Here is a 13051-nt window from a genome sequence, read left to right on the forward strand (position 1 = left end):
GCTGAGCGCCCCTTTTTCTTAGTTACCCGCCGCGATTAATTCCGCCTGCGCCACAATAACCTCGGCTTGTTTGATCGAAGCGATATCGACCAAACGCCCTTTGTAGACCGTCGCGCCTTCGCCGTTGGCTTTTGCATGTTCCATGGCGGCCAGGATTTCGCGCGCTTCGGACACTGCTTCATTCGACGGTGTGAAGACCTGATTGGCCAATGCGATTTGCTTGGGGTGGATGGCCCATTTGCCGACCATCCCCAGCGTGGCAGACCGTTTGGCCTGCGCGATATAGCCCTCATCGTCGGAGAAATCGCCAAACGGGCCGTCGACAGGCAGCACGCCATGAGTCCTGCAGGCGGCGACAATTGCGGCCTGCGCCCAGTGCCACGGATCGGACCAGTGCTTCTCACCCTCGCGCAGCATATAGTAGTTTTCCTGCGTACCCCCGATGCCGGTTGTCTGCATGCCCATTGAGGCTGCAAAATCTGCGGCGCCAAGGCTCATGGCCTGCAGGCGCGGGGATGAGGCTGCGATTTCTTCGACATGCGCCAGTCCGGCGGCGGATTCGATGATCACTTCGAATGAAATTGGCTTGGTTCGGCCCTTGGCACGCTCGATTGCGGTAACCAGAGCGTCCACGGCATAGACATCGGCCGCGCAGCCTACCTTGGGGATCATGATCTGATCCAGACGGTCGCCTGCCTGTTCCAGCACATCAACCACGTCACGGTACCAATAGGGTGTATCCAGCCCATTGATCCGAACCGACATGTATTTATTGCCCCAATCGACTGTGTTCAGCGCCTCGATTACGTTAGCGCGAGCGGTATCCTTGTCGGAAGGAGCCACCGAATCTTCTAGATCCAGATTAATGACGTCTGCAGCTGATGCAGCCATCTTGGGAAATAGCTTGGTGTTCGAGCCCGGGCCAAACAGTTGGCAGCGATTGGGCCGGGCCGGAGCGGCAGGTTGGATGCGGAAGCTCATTTGGACCTCATGAGAGTAAGGAAATTGCGTTTAGGGTTGGTCATGGGATATTAAATTGCGCAATGCTGCGCAAGCGTGATTGTGCATATGCGGCAATGCGTATGCAGCATGATTGAAGATACTGGTAAAATGGGGTGCTTAAAGTTTGATCAGTTTAAAAACTTCGAACAATCTTGTGCAAGAAAGCCCAAATACGCAAAAACTTCCCGCTGTGGGCGGGCAGGCAAGAAGAATTTGAGAAACCCTCGTCAAAACGGTTCTCTAGCTTAAGCCAGAATCAAAGGAGTGCACCGCAATGATCGAGACACCGTACATGTTGTTTTTGGGCGATGCGCCCGACTTGTTGGCGGCCAAAGTGGCCATTGGTATCCGCGACTGGCGTCCTGAGAATGCCGTGGGTCAAATAAGGCTGGATGGTTGCAAGACTGATTTGGGTCTTACCGAAATGACACTTGCCGAAGGTAAAGCTGCTGGTGCCAAGACTCTTGTCATTGGTGTTGCCAACCGAGGTGGGGTCATCAGTGAGGCCTGGAAAGAGGTTCTGATCGCAGCACTGGAGATGGGTTATGATCTGGCGTCGGGCCTGCACAACCTGCTGCGCGACGAAGGCGATCTGGTTGCTGCGGCACAGACTCACGGCTGCACATTGCACGACGTCCGTGTACCGACCGTAGGATATCCCATCGCAAACGGCCGCAAGCGTACTGGTAAGCGGTGCCTGGCCGTTGGAACCGACTGCTCTGCCGGCAAGATGTACACTGCGATGTCCATGGACGCTGAAATGCGCAAACGCGGCATGAAATCCACCTTCCGGGCCACCGGTCAGACCGGAATTCTGGTCACGGGTCAGGGCGTCCCGCTGGATGCGGTTATCGCCGATTTCATGGCGGGATCCGTTGAGTATTTGACACCGGACAATGATCCGGATCACTGGGATCACATCGAAGGGCAGGGCTCTTTGTTCCATGTGTCCTATTCTGGCGTGACCATGGCGCTGATCCATGGCGGTCAGCCCGACGCGCTGATCCTGTGCCACGAGCCGACCCGGACCCATATGCGAGGATTGCCTGAGTATTCACTGCCGACGCTGGAGCAGTTGCGCGACACAGCACTGCCGCTGGCGCGCGTGGCAAACCCAGAGTGTCAGGTTGCAGGAGTGTCGATCAACACCCAGCATCTGAGCGAAGACGACGCACACGCATACATCGCCAAGGTTGAGACCGAGATGGGTATCCCAGCAACCGATCCTTACCGTTTTGGTGCTGGTAAACTGGTGGATGCGCTGGCCGCACTGTGATCTAAGCAGGTTGCCGATCGCCCCTTGCTGTCGGCAACAGACACCACTTTCGATGAAAGGTTGAACGCGTGCAGATTGACGTTTCCCGCGATGTATTTCGGCTGGCGCAGGTATTCACTATCTCGCGCGGCTCACGGACTGAGGCAAAGGTCCTGACGGTTCGGATCTCGGATGGTGTGCATCATGGTTGGGGCGAATGCGTGCCCTATGCGCGCTATGACGAAACGCTGGATTCAGTCGAGGCCGAGATTGCCGGCCTGCCCGACGTATTCTCTCGCTATTCCCTGATGGATCTGCTGCCTGCCGGCGCGGCTCGGAATGCAGTGGATTGCGCGCTTTGGGACCTTGAGGCGAAACGCTCCGGCAAACGGGCGTGGGAGCTGGCGGAACTTGCCGCACCGGGGCCTGAAGTTACGGCCTATACTCTTTCCCTGGACACTCCCGAGGCAATGCAGGCACAGGCGGCAGAAAATGCGTTCCGACCCTTGTTGAAGATCAAACTTGGTACACCGGACGACATGCCCCGGCTTGAGGCCGTGCGGGCTGGTGCGCCGGAGTCCAAAATCATTATCGACGCCAATGAGGGTTGGTCTGCTGAAGTGTACGCCGATCTTGCACCGCATCTTGTGCGACTGGGCGTTGCTCTGGTTGAACAACCTCTGCCAGCCGGTGAGGATGATGCACTGATCGGCATGGATCGTCCGGTGCCGGTATGTGCCGACGAGTCCTGTCACGATCGGGCCAGCTTGCCTGCGCTAAAAGGCAAATATGATGTGGTCAACATCAAACTCGACAAGACCGGCGGTCTGACCGAGGCGCTCGAACTGCGCAAGGCCGCGCTGGCCGAGGGCTATGGCATCATGGTCGGATGCATGGTTGGAAGTTCGCTGGCCATGGCACCTGCAACGCTGGTCGCGCAGGGTGCGATGGTGACGGACCTTGACGGACCGCTTTTGTTGGCAGAAGACCGCGACACACCCCTGATTTTTGATGACGCCGGAGTGCATCCGCCCAATGCGGCACTTTGGGGCTGAGGAGAAGAACATGACCCGCACCGTTTATGTGAATGGCGAGTACCTGCCTGAAACCGAGGCAAGCGTCTCGATCTTTGATCGAGGTTTCCTGTTTGCAGACGCCGTCTATGAAGTCACCAGTGTGCTGGATGGTAAGCTGGTCGATTTCGAAGGCCACGCGGTGCGCCTGAAACGCTCGCTGGACGAGTTACAGATGGCTGAACCCTGCAGCAAAGAAGAACTTCTGGAAATCCATCGCAAACTGGTCGAGCTGAACGACATCGAAGAAGGTCTGATCTATCTACAGGTTTCGCGCGGCAGTGACGGCGACCGGGACTTTGTGTTCCCGTCAGCGGATACCAAGCCGACGCTGGTTTTGTTCACGCAGAATAAGCCGGGTCTGGCCGACAGCCCTGCGTCGAAGAAAGGGGCCAAGGTTATCTCGATCGATGACATCCGTTGGGGCCGCCGCGATATTAAAACCGTGCAGCTGCTGTATCCGTCCATGGGCAAGATGATGGCGAAAGCGGCTGGCTGTGACGATGCCTGGCTGGTTGAAGATGGCTATGTCACCGAAGGCACCAGCAACAACGCCTATTTCGTCAAGAACGGCAAGATCGTCACCCGCCCGCTGTCCAACGACATTCTGCACGGCATCACCCGCAAGGCGGTTCTGCGCATGGCTGCCGAGGCGCAGATGGAGATTGAGGAGCGCCTGTTCACCATCGACGAGGCGAAAGAGGCGGATGAGGCCTTCACCACTTCGGCCAGCGCTTTTGTCATGCCGGTGGTTGAGATTGATGGCGTGGCACTGGGTGATGGCACGCCGGGCCCGATTGCCAAACGCCTTCGCGAGATCTATCTGGACGAAAGTCGAAAGGCCGCAATCTAAAGCAAAGGCCCGCCAAAACGGCGGGCTTTTTCGTTTTCGGGGCGTCAGCCTTTTTTCGTGACGTTCTCTTCAAACGCGACCTTGAAGGCGGCTTGTTTCTCTGCGTTCGCTTCGGTCTGGTAGTTGGCCTTCCACTCATCCATGGTCATGCCATAGAAAATCTCGCGCGCTTCGTTTTTGTCCATGTCGATGCCCTTGGCATTGGCGGCTTCCTGATACCAGCGCGACAGGCAATTGCGGCAGAAGCCGGTCAGATTCATCATATCGATGTTCTGTACGTCGGTGCGATCCTGCATCAGATGCTGCTGCAAACGGCGAAACGCTGCGGCCTGAAGTTCGATTTCAGTTTGCTTGTCCATTGTCGGGCTCCGAATGATTGTCTTGCGTTCTGAACCTGACCTAGCAATCCGTGGGCCATGTTACAACGAACAGCGGGGGCCTTAAGGCCCCTTGGAACGTCAGGTTTTGATGCTTTATGCCAGTTTGAGGGCCAGCCACGGCACAAGGCAAAAAATGATTGTCAGGATTTTGTAGTTCGCAAGATACCTGAAATAGGCCCTCTTTACGTCGGCCCGCTCCATTTGGAACATTCTGCCATGTACGCCTGCGATCCAGTCCTGCATGATGATGATCATCAGCGTGCTGAACAACAAAACCGCAATGTTAAGGGCGGTCATCCAGCCGAAGACAGTTGTCAGGAATTCCTGAGTCATGGTCGTCTCCTTTCCCTTAATATATGGGTGTCAGTATATTGGCTCACAATATTTCGAGGATCGGAAGCGGCACGAAGTGACCTTACGTCATAGTCCGCTATCGTTCAGTGCATCCTGCAGAATAACGGCCAATCGTTCGGCCCAGCTGCGTTGCCCGACATGATCCGCAATCAGATCATTACGCAGCTCGATCAGTGCATTAGGACGGCCGAAACTGCTGCAATGCTTGTCGATCGCATCGCCGGGTAGCACACCTGTATAGGGTTCATTTACCCCAACGCACAGATCATCCTCGGCGTTCAACCGGTTAATCAGCGGGCGCGAGAACCGCTCATCCGGTGTGTGCAAGACGCCGATGTGCCACGGCCGAGGATCGCGGCCACGGAGCTGGCGCGTAAAGGAATGCATCGAGATGATGACCGCATGCGGCAAGGCCGCAAGCTGTGCCAGCGCATCGTGATAGGGCCGGTAGCACATATTTAGACGACGCTCACGCTCGGTCGCATCTGCGTGTCGGTTACCGGGGATGATCGAGCCGTCATAGAGCTTCATCAGCAGCGTCGGATCGTCCTCGCCCCGGTTGGGGTCAATCACGAGGCGCGAGAAGTTGGCTGCGATTACGGGGGCGTTCAGGACCTCACCCAGATGTTTAGAGACCTCGTAGGCGCCCACGTCATAAGCGATGTGACGCTCCATATCCTCGCGCGGCAGGCCCAGGTCTCCGCCGTTGATATCGGGCGGCACCATGTTGGTGGCGTGGTCGCAAGTAATCAGCCAACGCGACGGGCGATCCGCGCCGTGAACAAAAAACGGAGAGTATGTCATGAGCCTGTCATCTTGTTTGTCGCAGGTGTAGGACAGTTGCGTTGGAAAGGGAATTGCGCAATAAGCAGCCTGAGCAATGTTTGCGGTAACATTTACGCGTTTGAGGAGAGCCTGATCAATGCGACGCCTGAGAAATGTGAAAATCGTGGCGACGCTGGGACCGGCGTCCAATGACTATGATACCATCCGTGCGCTGCATGAGGCCGGGGCCGATGTATTCCGGCTGAACATGAGCCATGGCAGCCACGATGAGATTCGCGAGAGGCACCGTATAATCCGGCAGATCGAAAAGGATCTGGAAAGCCCGATCGCGATTCTGGCTGATCTGCAGGGGCCAAAGCTGCGCGTTGGCGTGTTTGCAAATGATGCGGAAGAACTGGAGGAGGGCGCCGCATTCCGTCTGGATCTTGATCCGGCAGCCGGGGATATCACCCGGGTCTGCCTGCCACATCCCGAAATTTTTGCCGCATTGGAGCCAGGTGCGCGCCTGCTGGTCAATGACGGAAAGATTCGTCTGATCGTGCAGGATTGCGGTCAGGATTTTGCACATTGCACGGTCGAAGTCGGTGGCACGATTTCGAACCGCAAGGGTGTGAACGTGCCTGACGTGGTGCTGCCATTGGCAGCGCTGTCGGCCAAGGATCGCGACGATCTGGAATTTGTCTGCCAACTGGGTGTGGACTGGTTGGCGCTGAGCTTCGTTCAGCGTGCCAAGGATGTGTTCGAGGCGCGCGCATTGGCCGATGGCCGCGCTTCAATCCTGTCCAAGATCGAAAAGCCCGCTGCAGTCGAGGCGTTTGACGATATTCTTGACGCCTCGGACGGTATCATGGTCGCGCGGGGTGATTTGGGCGTTGAACTGCCTGTTTCGGCAGTACCCCCAATTCAGAAGCGCCTAGTGCGTAAATGCCGTACAGCCGCGAAACCTGTGATTGTCGCCACGCAGATGCTGGAAAGCATGATCGAAAGCCCGATGCCCACCAGAGCCGAGGTTTCGGACGTGGCCACCGCCATCTATGAAGGCACCGACGCGATCATGCTCAGTGCGGAATCGGCTGCGGGTTCTTATCCCATCGAGGCGGTTCAGACGATGAACAAAGTTGCCATCGAAGTTGAGGCTGACCCGACCTACACTCAGATTATTGCCGCGTCGCGTACCGCCAAGGGTACGACCATCGCTGATGGTATCGTGGCTGCGGCACGCGAAATTGCCGAAAAGACTGACATCAAAGCCATCTGCTGCTTCACTCAAAGCGGGACCACCGCCTTGCTCACCGCCCGTGAGCGTCCCGGTGTGCCTATCATCGCAATGACCCCCGCCACTGGCACCGCCCGCAGGCTTTGCCTGAGCTGGGGTTGTCATTGCGTCTTAACCCCTGAACAAGAGCGGTTCAAAGGTGCGGTCGTCAGCGCCGCTCGCGCCGCCCGTTCGGGTGGTTTCGCCGCTGAGACTGATCAGATTGTGGTCACCGCCGGCGTCCCTTTCAATGTTCCTGGCACCACCAACATCTTACGTATAGCCCCTTGTGATGAACGGCTGATCTACAACACTGATCCGGGCTAAGCCCGGATCGCCACTACTAATTTCAGTTTGATACCAAGCGTATGCCTAATATTTGGGCATATAATAATATTTATTTACAGTACCTTAGAAGTTTGAGGGTTGTATCCAGCAATAATCTCTCTGTTTTTGCGTGTTTTTTCGGGATACTTGCCCTTAGGGCGGTCTACTCAAGCAAGTTCCAGGTTCCGGCTGCCCTGCCGGGGGCGAGGGCCCCGGCCAAAGCAACAATAACGGAGGAACGGCATGACAACGAAAATTGTCATAGGACTGGACGGGACAGAAACCGGAGAACGCGCGATCGCCTTTGCCAAAGACTTGGCCGGGCGTATCGGTTCATGCGAGCTTCTGGCGGTTTACGTCATCGAATGGTCTCCTTTCACATTCCAGACACCAGAAGAGAACGCCCTACGCCACAAACGGCGCGAAGAAGAGGTTGCGTTAGCTACGTCACGGATCATCGAGCCAGCGGTTGAAGCGTTGAAGGCTGCAGGATTCGAGGCGCGCGGCATCGTCCGTCACGGAGATGTGGCGGAAACGCTGAATGCAATCACGGTTGAAAACGGTGGCTCCCAGATCGTTGTGGGTCGGGCCTCGGCAGATGGGTTTAAAAAACGCCTGTTTGGCAGTTCGACCCAGAACCTTGTCATGCACGCCGATGTTCCGGTTACGGTCGTGAACTGAGGGGAGAGATTATGATGAATATTCAGAACAAACTGAGTCTGGCAGCACTTGCCGCTCTGGTTGCGAGCCCCACTGCCGCACAGGAGGCGGTCGGGTTGGACGATAAAATCAACCAGGCCTTTGCTGATTTCACCGGGCCTTTCGTCAGCTTTATTTTTGCCCCGTTTCCGGGCACCGGGTTCCCTTGGATCGTGGGTTGGCTGGTCATCGCCGCGACCGTCTTCACGCTTTATTTTGCCTTTGTACAATTGCGTTTCTTCGGTCATGCGATCAGCCTTGTGAAAGGTGACTATTCTGATCCCAATGATGCGGGTGAAGTTAGCCACTTTCAGGCGCTGGCAACGGCGCTGTCCGGTACAGTTGGCCTCGGTAATATTGCCGGTGTTGCGGTCGCCGTCGGTATCGGCGGGCCAGGTGCAACTTTTTGGATGATTGTCGCAGGCCTGTTGGGCATGGCGTCGAAATTCACCGAATGTACGCTGGGTGTAAAGTACCGCAACGAATATGATGACGGCACCGTTTCTGGTGGTCCAATGTATTATATGTCGAAAGGGTTCAACGAACTGGGCCTGCCGGGCGGTAAAATTCTGGCCGTTCTGTTCTCGATCTTCTGCATCCTTGGCGCGCTTGGTGGGGGCAATATGTTCCAGGCCAATCAGGCGCATCAGCAGATCGCAGGCATCGTCGGAGATTACCCGGGCTGGATCACTGGCCTGGTCTTTGCAGGCATCGTCTTTGCAGTGATCGTGGGCGGCCTGAAATCCATCGCGCGCGTGACTGAGAAAGTCGTTCCTTTCATGGGCGTGATGTATGTGGCTGCGGCTCTGGTGATCATCCTGATGAACGCGGATCAGATCGGTTGGGCCTTTGGCCAAATCTTCGCGGGAGCGTTCACCGGTCTTGGTGTCGCTGGCGGTATGGTCGGCGCATTGATCCAGGGCTTCCGGCGTGCGGCGTTCTCGAACGAAGCGGGCGTTGGTTCTGCGGCGATTGCCCACTCGGCGGTTCGCACCAAAGAACCGATCACCGAAGGGTTCGTGTCGCTGCTGGAGCCGTTCATTGATACGGTCGTAATCTGTACCATGACCGCGTTGGTGATCATCATCACCCAGCAGCTGATCGTCGATCCGGAGACCGGAAACTATATGCTGAACGAAGCCGGTAATGCCATCGCAACGGTTGACGGAAACTCGGGTGTCAGCCTGACTTCAGCCGCCTTTGGCAGCGCGTTCAGTTGGTTCCCTTACGTTTTGGCAATCGCAGTAGTTCTGTTCGCCTTCTCGACCATGATCAGCTGGTCCTACTACGGCCTCAAGGCCTGGACCTACCTGTTCGGTGAGGGCCACACCAAGGAACTGGTGTTCAAGGTCATTTTCTGCATCTTCGTAGTCATCGGTGCAGCGGCTAACCTTGGCCCCGTTATCGACTTCTCGGATGCGGCGATCTTTGCCATGGCGGTTGTGAACGTCTTCGCGCTCTACTTCCTGATGAAAGTGGTACGTCAGGAACTGGCGTCCTACGCCGAACGGCTGAAGAGTGGCGAAATCCGCAAATTCGAACATTAATCCAAACTACCGGGGCGGCGCGCGTCGCCCCGGTGCCTAGCCAGCCTGCAAAAAGCGCAGATTCTGGCCCAAACCCCCTTGCCAGTATGACCGAACTTGCGTAAACGGCGCTTCTGATCGCGTGACCGGCCGAGATGGCATGCCGAGTCGCGTCTGAAACCGAACCCCGAAAGGAGACGGAAATGCCTAAGATGAAGACAAAGTCGAGCGCCAAAAAGCGCTTTAAGGTGACTGCGACCGGTAAGGTCCTTGCTGGCCAGGCCGGCAAACGGCACGGCATGATCAAGCGGACCAAGAAATTCATCCGCGACGCCCGTGGCAACACCACCCTGTCCGCCCCCGACGCCAAGATCGTCAAGGGCTACATGCCCTACGACCGCTAAGAGGAGATTAAGAGATGTCCCGCGTTAAAGGTGGAACCGTAACTCACGCCCGTCACAAGAAGGTCATCAAGGCTGCCAAAGGTTACTATGGCCGCCGCAAGAGCACCTTCAAGGTTGCCCGTCAGGCCGTAGACAAGGCCAACCAGTACGCAACCCGCGACCGCAAGAACCGCAAGCGCAACTTCCGCGCGCTGTGGATCCAGCGTATCAACGCCGCTGTCCGTTCGCATGACGAGGCACTGACATATTCCCGCTTCATTAACGGCCTGAACCTGGCCGGTATCGAAGTGGACCGCAAAGTTCTGGCCGACTTGGCTGTGCACGAACCGGAAGCGTTCGGCGCGATCGTCGCCAAAGCACAGGCCGCGCTGGCTGCCTGAACCTCTTTCGAGAGACAGTGAATGAAAGGCCGTCCCAGCTGGGACGGCCTTTTTTTTGAATCCGTAACGGGTGTCGATTGCGCCAGGTTGGCAAATTGAGCTCCCTAGGGCGATGAAGATAAATATCTCACCGCCTCCAACATCCTGGGCTGAATTGTACTGCAGAGAACGCACCAAGCTCCAGCATCAGGGTGCAATGGTTGATGCGAGAGATCCAATCCGCCTTGAGAAATGGTAGTGTGCAACGCCCGTGAAATGTCGTGAATTCAGTGGGATGATTTTATGAGATCGTTCAGACCATGGCAGGCATCGCAGGTGATGCCCGGTATGGGTGGCGGAGACGAAGTCCGCCTTACGGAATTCTACAGTGTTCCGTAAAGTACCATAAAACAGATAGTTAAAGCCTATCTTGTTCTTGAACATTCCAGTGCCGTCCCACATATTCCTGTCAATAATGGGGGACGGAATGGCGGACGAGGAAAGTACTACCAACGACAACGCACCGCGCAAGCGCCAAGAGAAAGCACTTTCGGCTGCCTTCGTTCGAACGGCATCTAAACCGGGTAAATACTTTGATGGGCATGGCCTGTTTCTAAAGGTGGATACATCAGGCGCACGGCGCTGGGTCCAGCGTATTGTCATTCGCGGCAAACGCACTGAAATAGGCTTGGGGTCTGCATCCCTTGTGAGCTTAGCAGAGGCCCGAGAAGCCGCGCTAGAGAACCGCAAGCTGGCGCGGGCTGGTGGCGACCCATTGCAAGCCAAGCGCACTGCTGAAGCCCTACTTACGTTTGAGGAGGCCGCGCGAAAGGTTCATAAGATCCACGAACCAACTTGGCGCAACAAGAAACACGCGGCGCAGTTTATTTCCACACTCGAAACCTACACCTTTCCCCGCATTGGCAAGCTGAAGGTTTCCGAAGTCACCACGGCTGATGTGTTGGTTGTCCTTCAACCAATCTGGCTAGAAAAGGCTGAAACAGCGCGGCGTGTACGCCAGCGTATCGGCACTGTGATGAAGTGGGCCATTGCCAACGGTTGGAGGCAGGACAACCCTGTGGATACGGTTTCTTCCGCTTTGCCCAAGCAGGACAGGACGCAAGTGCACAGAAAAGCGCTGCCCTACATCAAGGTTTCTGAATTCCTAGAGAGCCTGAAGGCATCAAGCGCCGGGGATGCCACCAAATTGGCGCTAGAACTGCTTGTTTTGACTGCGTCCCGGTCCGGCGAGGTTCGTCTGGCGGAATGGCACGAATTTGATTTGAAAAACGCTGTCTGGACCCGCCCAGCGCTACGTATGAAGGCCAAGAAAGAACATCGTGTTCCCTTATCCCCCGGCGCCTTGGAGGTGTTGTCCAGGGCTCAAAATTTGGGTTCAGGTAAGGGCTTGGTTTTCCCTGGCACCAAACAGGGCAAGCCATTGTCTGACATGACCCTGTCAAAGCTGGTTAAGGGGCTGGGCTATGATGTCGATGTACATGGGTTCCGAACGTCCTTTAAGACATGGGCGCAAGAACGCACCAACACCCCACGCGATGTATCTGAAGCAGCCTTGGCACATACCGTGAAAGATAAGGCTGAAGCGGCATATGCCAGGTCGGACTACTTTGAAAAGCGAAGAAAACTAATGGAAAACTGGTCTCATTTTATTGCCGAAAACTCTGACAGCTTAGTTAGGATTGGATAATTGTTTGCCCCAAAAGGCTGGATCAGCCTGCGCGAAATTTATTTCACAATAGCCGCTATATTTGATGAGAAAGGTCACATCGGTGATATAGAGTTTTTCGGCGACGAAAACTTTGAAGTCACATGGCTGTATTTGCAAGAGAGTAGTGAGGTTGCGGTTTGCCTAGCTAGTGGCGAACCTGTACCTGCTTCTCGCCTTCTAATCTTTTCAGATAATCCTTATGACAACCTAAACGACCACATCGATATATCGGTTGGGACTGTAGGTTCCTCACAGTCGTCAAATCACATGAGCGAACCTCCCGATGAACTTGAACTCCAACGACGATATGGCCCGTTCCTCCACTTGCCTTTGATTTTTCCACATGATGATTTCCTGGAATTTCTAGATGACTTTGAAGCCGATATACCTGCGTACATTGGGCCGCGTTTATCAACTGCTGATGAAACTGACTCGCTTCCTTTTGGAGAAAACCAGCTTTCTCCCAAAAGAGATATGTCACCCCGAGCTGTGTCTGAAGAAATAATAAGACTGGCGGACCTAGGTAAGCTACCCAAGTTTCAAGACGCCAAAGCTCTATTGGCCAAAGAACAAAGTGTGCGCAGTTTTCGTTTCGCATGGAATCTTGCTCGAGAAAAAAGACCAGAAATTTCTAAACCGGGGCGCAAACCAAAGGTTCCGAATTCCTAACACCGTATCGAAACGGCTTTTTAATCGTGACACCTATTTCAGGTTCTTCGTCCCGTTAGGTTCCAATTAGTCACTTACTGACACGAAAGGAACCGACATGCACGAACGCTACCTACGACGCCCGGCTGTTGAAGCCGCCACTGGCCTTAGTCGTTCAAGTATTTACGACATGATGGACAGGGGGGAGTTTCCCCGACCAGTCCGTATCGGAAAACGCGCTGTTGCTTGGCCCGAAAGCACAATATCCGATTGGCTTTCCGATAGACCGATTGCCAAATCACTGGCCGGGTAAAACAACACCCACGCAGTCATGAAACTGGCGCGGGTGCTGGGTAGTCTAGACGCATAAGCCCTATCGCTTCGCGCCTCCCAAATCAATG

At 55.5% G+C, this 13051-nt stretch carries 15 protein-coding genes; 11 read left to right on the forward strand and 4 right to left on the reverse strand.

Annotated features, from left to right (window positions below; genetic code table 11):
* Nucleotides 1-18: 18 nt before the first annotated feature.
* A complete protein-coding gene (locus ACR0A1_RS15065) occupies nucleotides 19-981 on the reverse strand; it encodes an L-malyl-CoA/beta-methylmalyl-CoA lyase (RefSeq protein ID WP_480868204.1) in 963 nt (320 codons plus the stop codon).
* Between the two features lie 295 nt (nucleotides 982-1276).
* Between ACR0A1_RS15065 and dgcN the strand changes: the two genes are divergently transcribed.
* The 3 genes from dgcN to ACR0A1_RS15080 all read left to right on the forward strand — a co-directional run bounded on the left by dgcN (nucleotide 1277) and on the right by ACR0A1_RS15080 (nucleotide 4183).
* Complete coding sequence (gene dgcN, locus ACR0A1_RS15070) at nucleotides 1277-2278, forward strand: N-acetyltransferase DgcN (RefSeq protein ID WP_480868205.1); 1002 nt, start codon at nucleotides 1277-1279, stop codon at nucleotides 2276-2278.
* A 68-nt stretch (nucleotides 2279-2346) separates the two neighbouring features.
* A complete protein-coding gene (gene dgcA, locus ACR0A1_RS15075) occupies nucleotides 2347-3312 on the forward strand; it encodes an N-acetyl-D-Glu racemase DgcA (protein ID WP_480707031.1) in 966 nt (321 codons plus the stop codon).
* Between the two features lie 10 nt (nucleotides 3313-3322).
* A complete protein-coding gene (locus ACR0A1_RS15080) occupies nucleotides 3323-4183 on the forward strand; it encodes a D-amino-acid transaminase (protein ID WP_170395576.1) in 861 nt (286 codons plus the stop codon).
* A gap of 44 nt (nucleotides 4184-4227) precedes the next feature.
* On the opposite strand, the gene ACR0A1_RS15085 is transcribed toward ACR0A1_RS15080, so the two are convergent.
* The 3 genes from ACR0A1_RS15085 to ACR0A1_RS15095 all read right to left on the reverse strand — a co-directional run bounded on the left by ACR0A1_RS15085 (nucleotide 4228) and on the right by ACR0A1_RS15095 (nucleotide 5721).
* Nucleotides 4228-4542: a DUF1244 domain-containing protein gene (locus tag ACR0A1_RS15085; protein ID WP_170395578.1), complete on the reverse strand. Its 315-nt coding sequence runs from the start codon at nucleotides 4540-4542 to the stop codon at nucleotides 4228-4230.
* 114 nt (nucleotides 4543-4656) lie between these two features.
* A complete protein-coding gene (locus ACR0A1_RS15090) occupies nucleotides 4657-4896 on the reverse strand; it encodes a DUF6868 family protein (RefSeq protein WP_170395580.1) in 240 nt (79 codons plus the stop codon).
* A gap of 87 nt (nucleotides 4897-4983) precedes the next feature.
* Nucleotides 4984-5721, reverse strand: coding sequence for an N-formylglutamate amidohydrolase (locus ACR0A1_RS15095; RefSeq protein ID WP_480754037.1), 738 nt, complete (start codon nucleotides 5719-5721; stop codon nucleotides 4984-4986).
* A gap of 118 nt (nucleotides 5722-5839) precedes the next feature.
* On the opposite strand from ACR0A1_RS15095, the gene pyk reads away from it, so the two are divergent.
* The 8 genes from pyk (at nucleotide 5840) to ACR0A1_RS15135 (ending at nucleotide 12963) form a co-directional block, all read left to right on the forward strand.
* Complete coding sequence (gene pyk / locus ACR0A1_RS15100; protein WP_170395584.1) at nucleotides 5840-7285, forward strand: pyruvate kinase; 1446 nt, start codon at nucleotides 5840-5842, stop codon at nucleotides 7283-7285.
* A 243-nt stretch (nucleotides 7286-7528) separates the two neighbouring features.
* Nucleotides 7529-7966 carry a universal stress protein gene (locus ACR0A1_RS15105; RefSeq protein ID WP_170395586.1) on the forward strand — a complete coding sequence of 146 codons (438 nt, stop codon included), beginning with the start codon at nucleotides 7529-7531 and terminating at the stop codon, nucleotides 7964-7966.
* 14 nt (nucleotides 7967-7980) lie between these two features.
* Nucleotides 7981-9531 (forward strand): alanine/glycine:cation symporter family protein, encoded by a 1551-nt coding sequence (locus tag ACR0A1_RS15110; RefSeq protein ID WP_170465878.1) that lies wholly within the window; start codon nucleotides 7981-7983, stop codon nucleotides 9529-9531.
* 182 nt (nucleotides 9532-9713) lie between these two features.
* Nucleotides 9714-9914: a 50S ribosomal protein L35 gene (gene rpmI, locus ACR0A1_RS15115; RefSeq protein WP_010443552.1), complete on the forward strand. Its 201-nt coding sequence runs from the start codon at nucleotides 9714-9716 to the stop codon at nucleotides 9912-9914.
* Between the two features lie 14 nt (nucleotides 9915-9928).
* Nucleotides 9929-10294, forward strand: a complete 366-nt coding sequence (gene rplT, locus ACR0A1_RS15120) for a 50S ribosomal protein L20 (protein WP_008756009.1) — start codon at nucleotides 9929-9931, stop codon at nucleotides 10292-10294.
* Nucleotides 10295-10760: 466 nt separating this feature from the next.
* Entirely contained in the window at nucleotides 10761-11981 is a 1221-nt protein-coding gene (locus tag ACR0A1_RS15125; RefSeq protein ID WP_480868209.1) for a tyrosine-type recombinase/integrase, read from the forward strand.
* Nucleotides 11982-12671, forward strand: coding sequence for a hypothetical protein (locus ACR0A1_RS15130; RefSeq protein WP_480868211.1), 690 nt, complete (start codon nucleotides 11982-11984; stop codon nucleotides 12669-12671).
* Nucleotides 12672-12768: 97 nt separating this feature from the next.
* Nucleotides 12769-12963: a helix-turn-helix transcriptional regulator gene (locus ACR0A1_RS15135; RefSeq protein ID WP_480868213.1), complete on the forward strand. Its 195-nt coding sequence runs from the start codon at nucleotides 12769-12771 to the stop codon at nucleotides 12961-12963.
* Nucleotides 12964-13051 lie beyond the last annotated feature (88 nt).

It is taken from the genome of Ruegeria sp. D6 (assembly GCF_056534365.1).

Excerpts from the sequence above, each read along its gene's own strand:
- rplT (WP_008756009.1), top strand. The coding sequence starts at position 9,929 with ATGTCCCGCGTTAAAGGTGGAACCGTAACTCACGCCCGTCACAAGAAG.
- ACR0A1_RS15090 (WP_170395580.1), bottom strand. The coding sequence starts at position 4,896 with ATGACTCAGGAATTCCTGACAACTGTCTTCGGCTGGATGACCGCCCTT.
- ACR0A1_RS15110 (WP_170465878.1), top strand. The coding sequence starts at position 7,981 with ATGAATATTCAGAACAAACTGAGTCTGGCAGCACTTGCCGCTCTGGTT.
- dgcN (WP_480868205.1), top strand. The coding sequence starts at position 1,277 with ATGATCGAGACACCGTACATGTTGTTTTTGGGCGATGCGCCCGACTTG.
- ACR0A1_RS15080 (WP_170395576.1), top strand. The coding sequence starts at position 3,323 with ATGACCCGCACCGTTTATGTGAATGGCGAGTACCTGCCTGAAACCGAG.
- pyk (WP_170395584.1), top strand. The coding sequence starts at position 5,840 with ATGCGACGCCTGAGAAATGTGAAAATCGTGGCGACGCTGGGACCGGCG.
- ACR0A1_RS15125 (WP_480868209.1), top strand. The coding sequence starts at position 10,761 with ATGGCGGACGAGGAAAGTACTACCAACGACAACGCACCGCGCAAGCGC.
- ACR0A1_RS15085 (WP_170395578.1), bottom strand. The coding sequence starts at position 4,542 with ATGGACAAGCAAACTGAAATCGAACTTCAGGCCGCAGCGTTTCGCCGT.
- ACR0A1_RS15065 (WP_480868204.1), bottom strand. The coding sequence starts at position 981 with ATGAGCTTCCGCATCCAACCTGCCGCTCCGGCCCGGCCCAATCGCTGC.
- ACR0A1_RS15135 (WP_480868213.1), top strand. The coding sequence starts at position 12,769 with ATGCACGAACGCTACCTACGACGCCCGGCTGTTGAAGCCGCCACTGGC.
- rpmI (WP_010443552.1), top strand. The coding sequence starts at position 9,714 with ATGCCTAAGATGAAGACAAAGTCGAGCGCCAAAAAGCGCTTTAAGGTG.
- ACR0A1_RS15105 (WP_170395586.1), top strand. The coding sequence starts at position 7,529 with ATGACAACGAAAATTGTCATAGGACTGGACGGGACAGAAACCGGAGAA.
- ACR0A1_RS15095 (WP_480754037.1), bottom strand. The coding sequence starts at position 5,721 with ATGACATACTCTCCGTTTTTTGTTCACGGCGCGGATCGCCCGTCGCGT.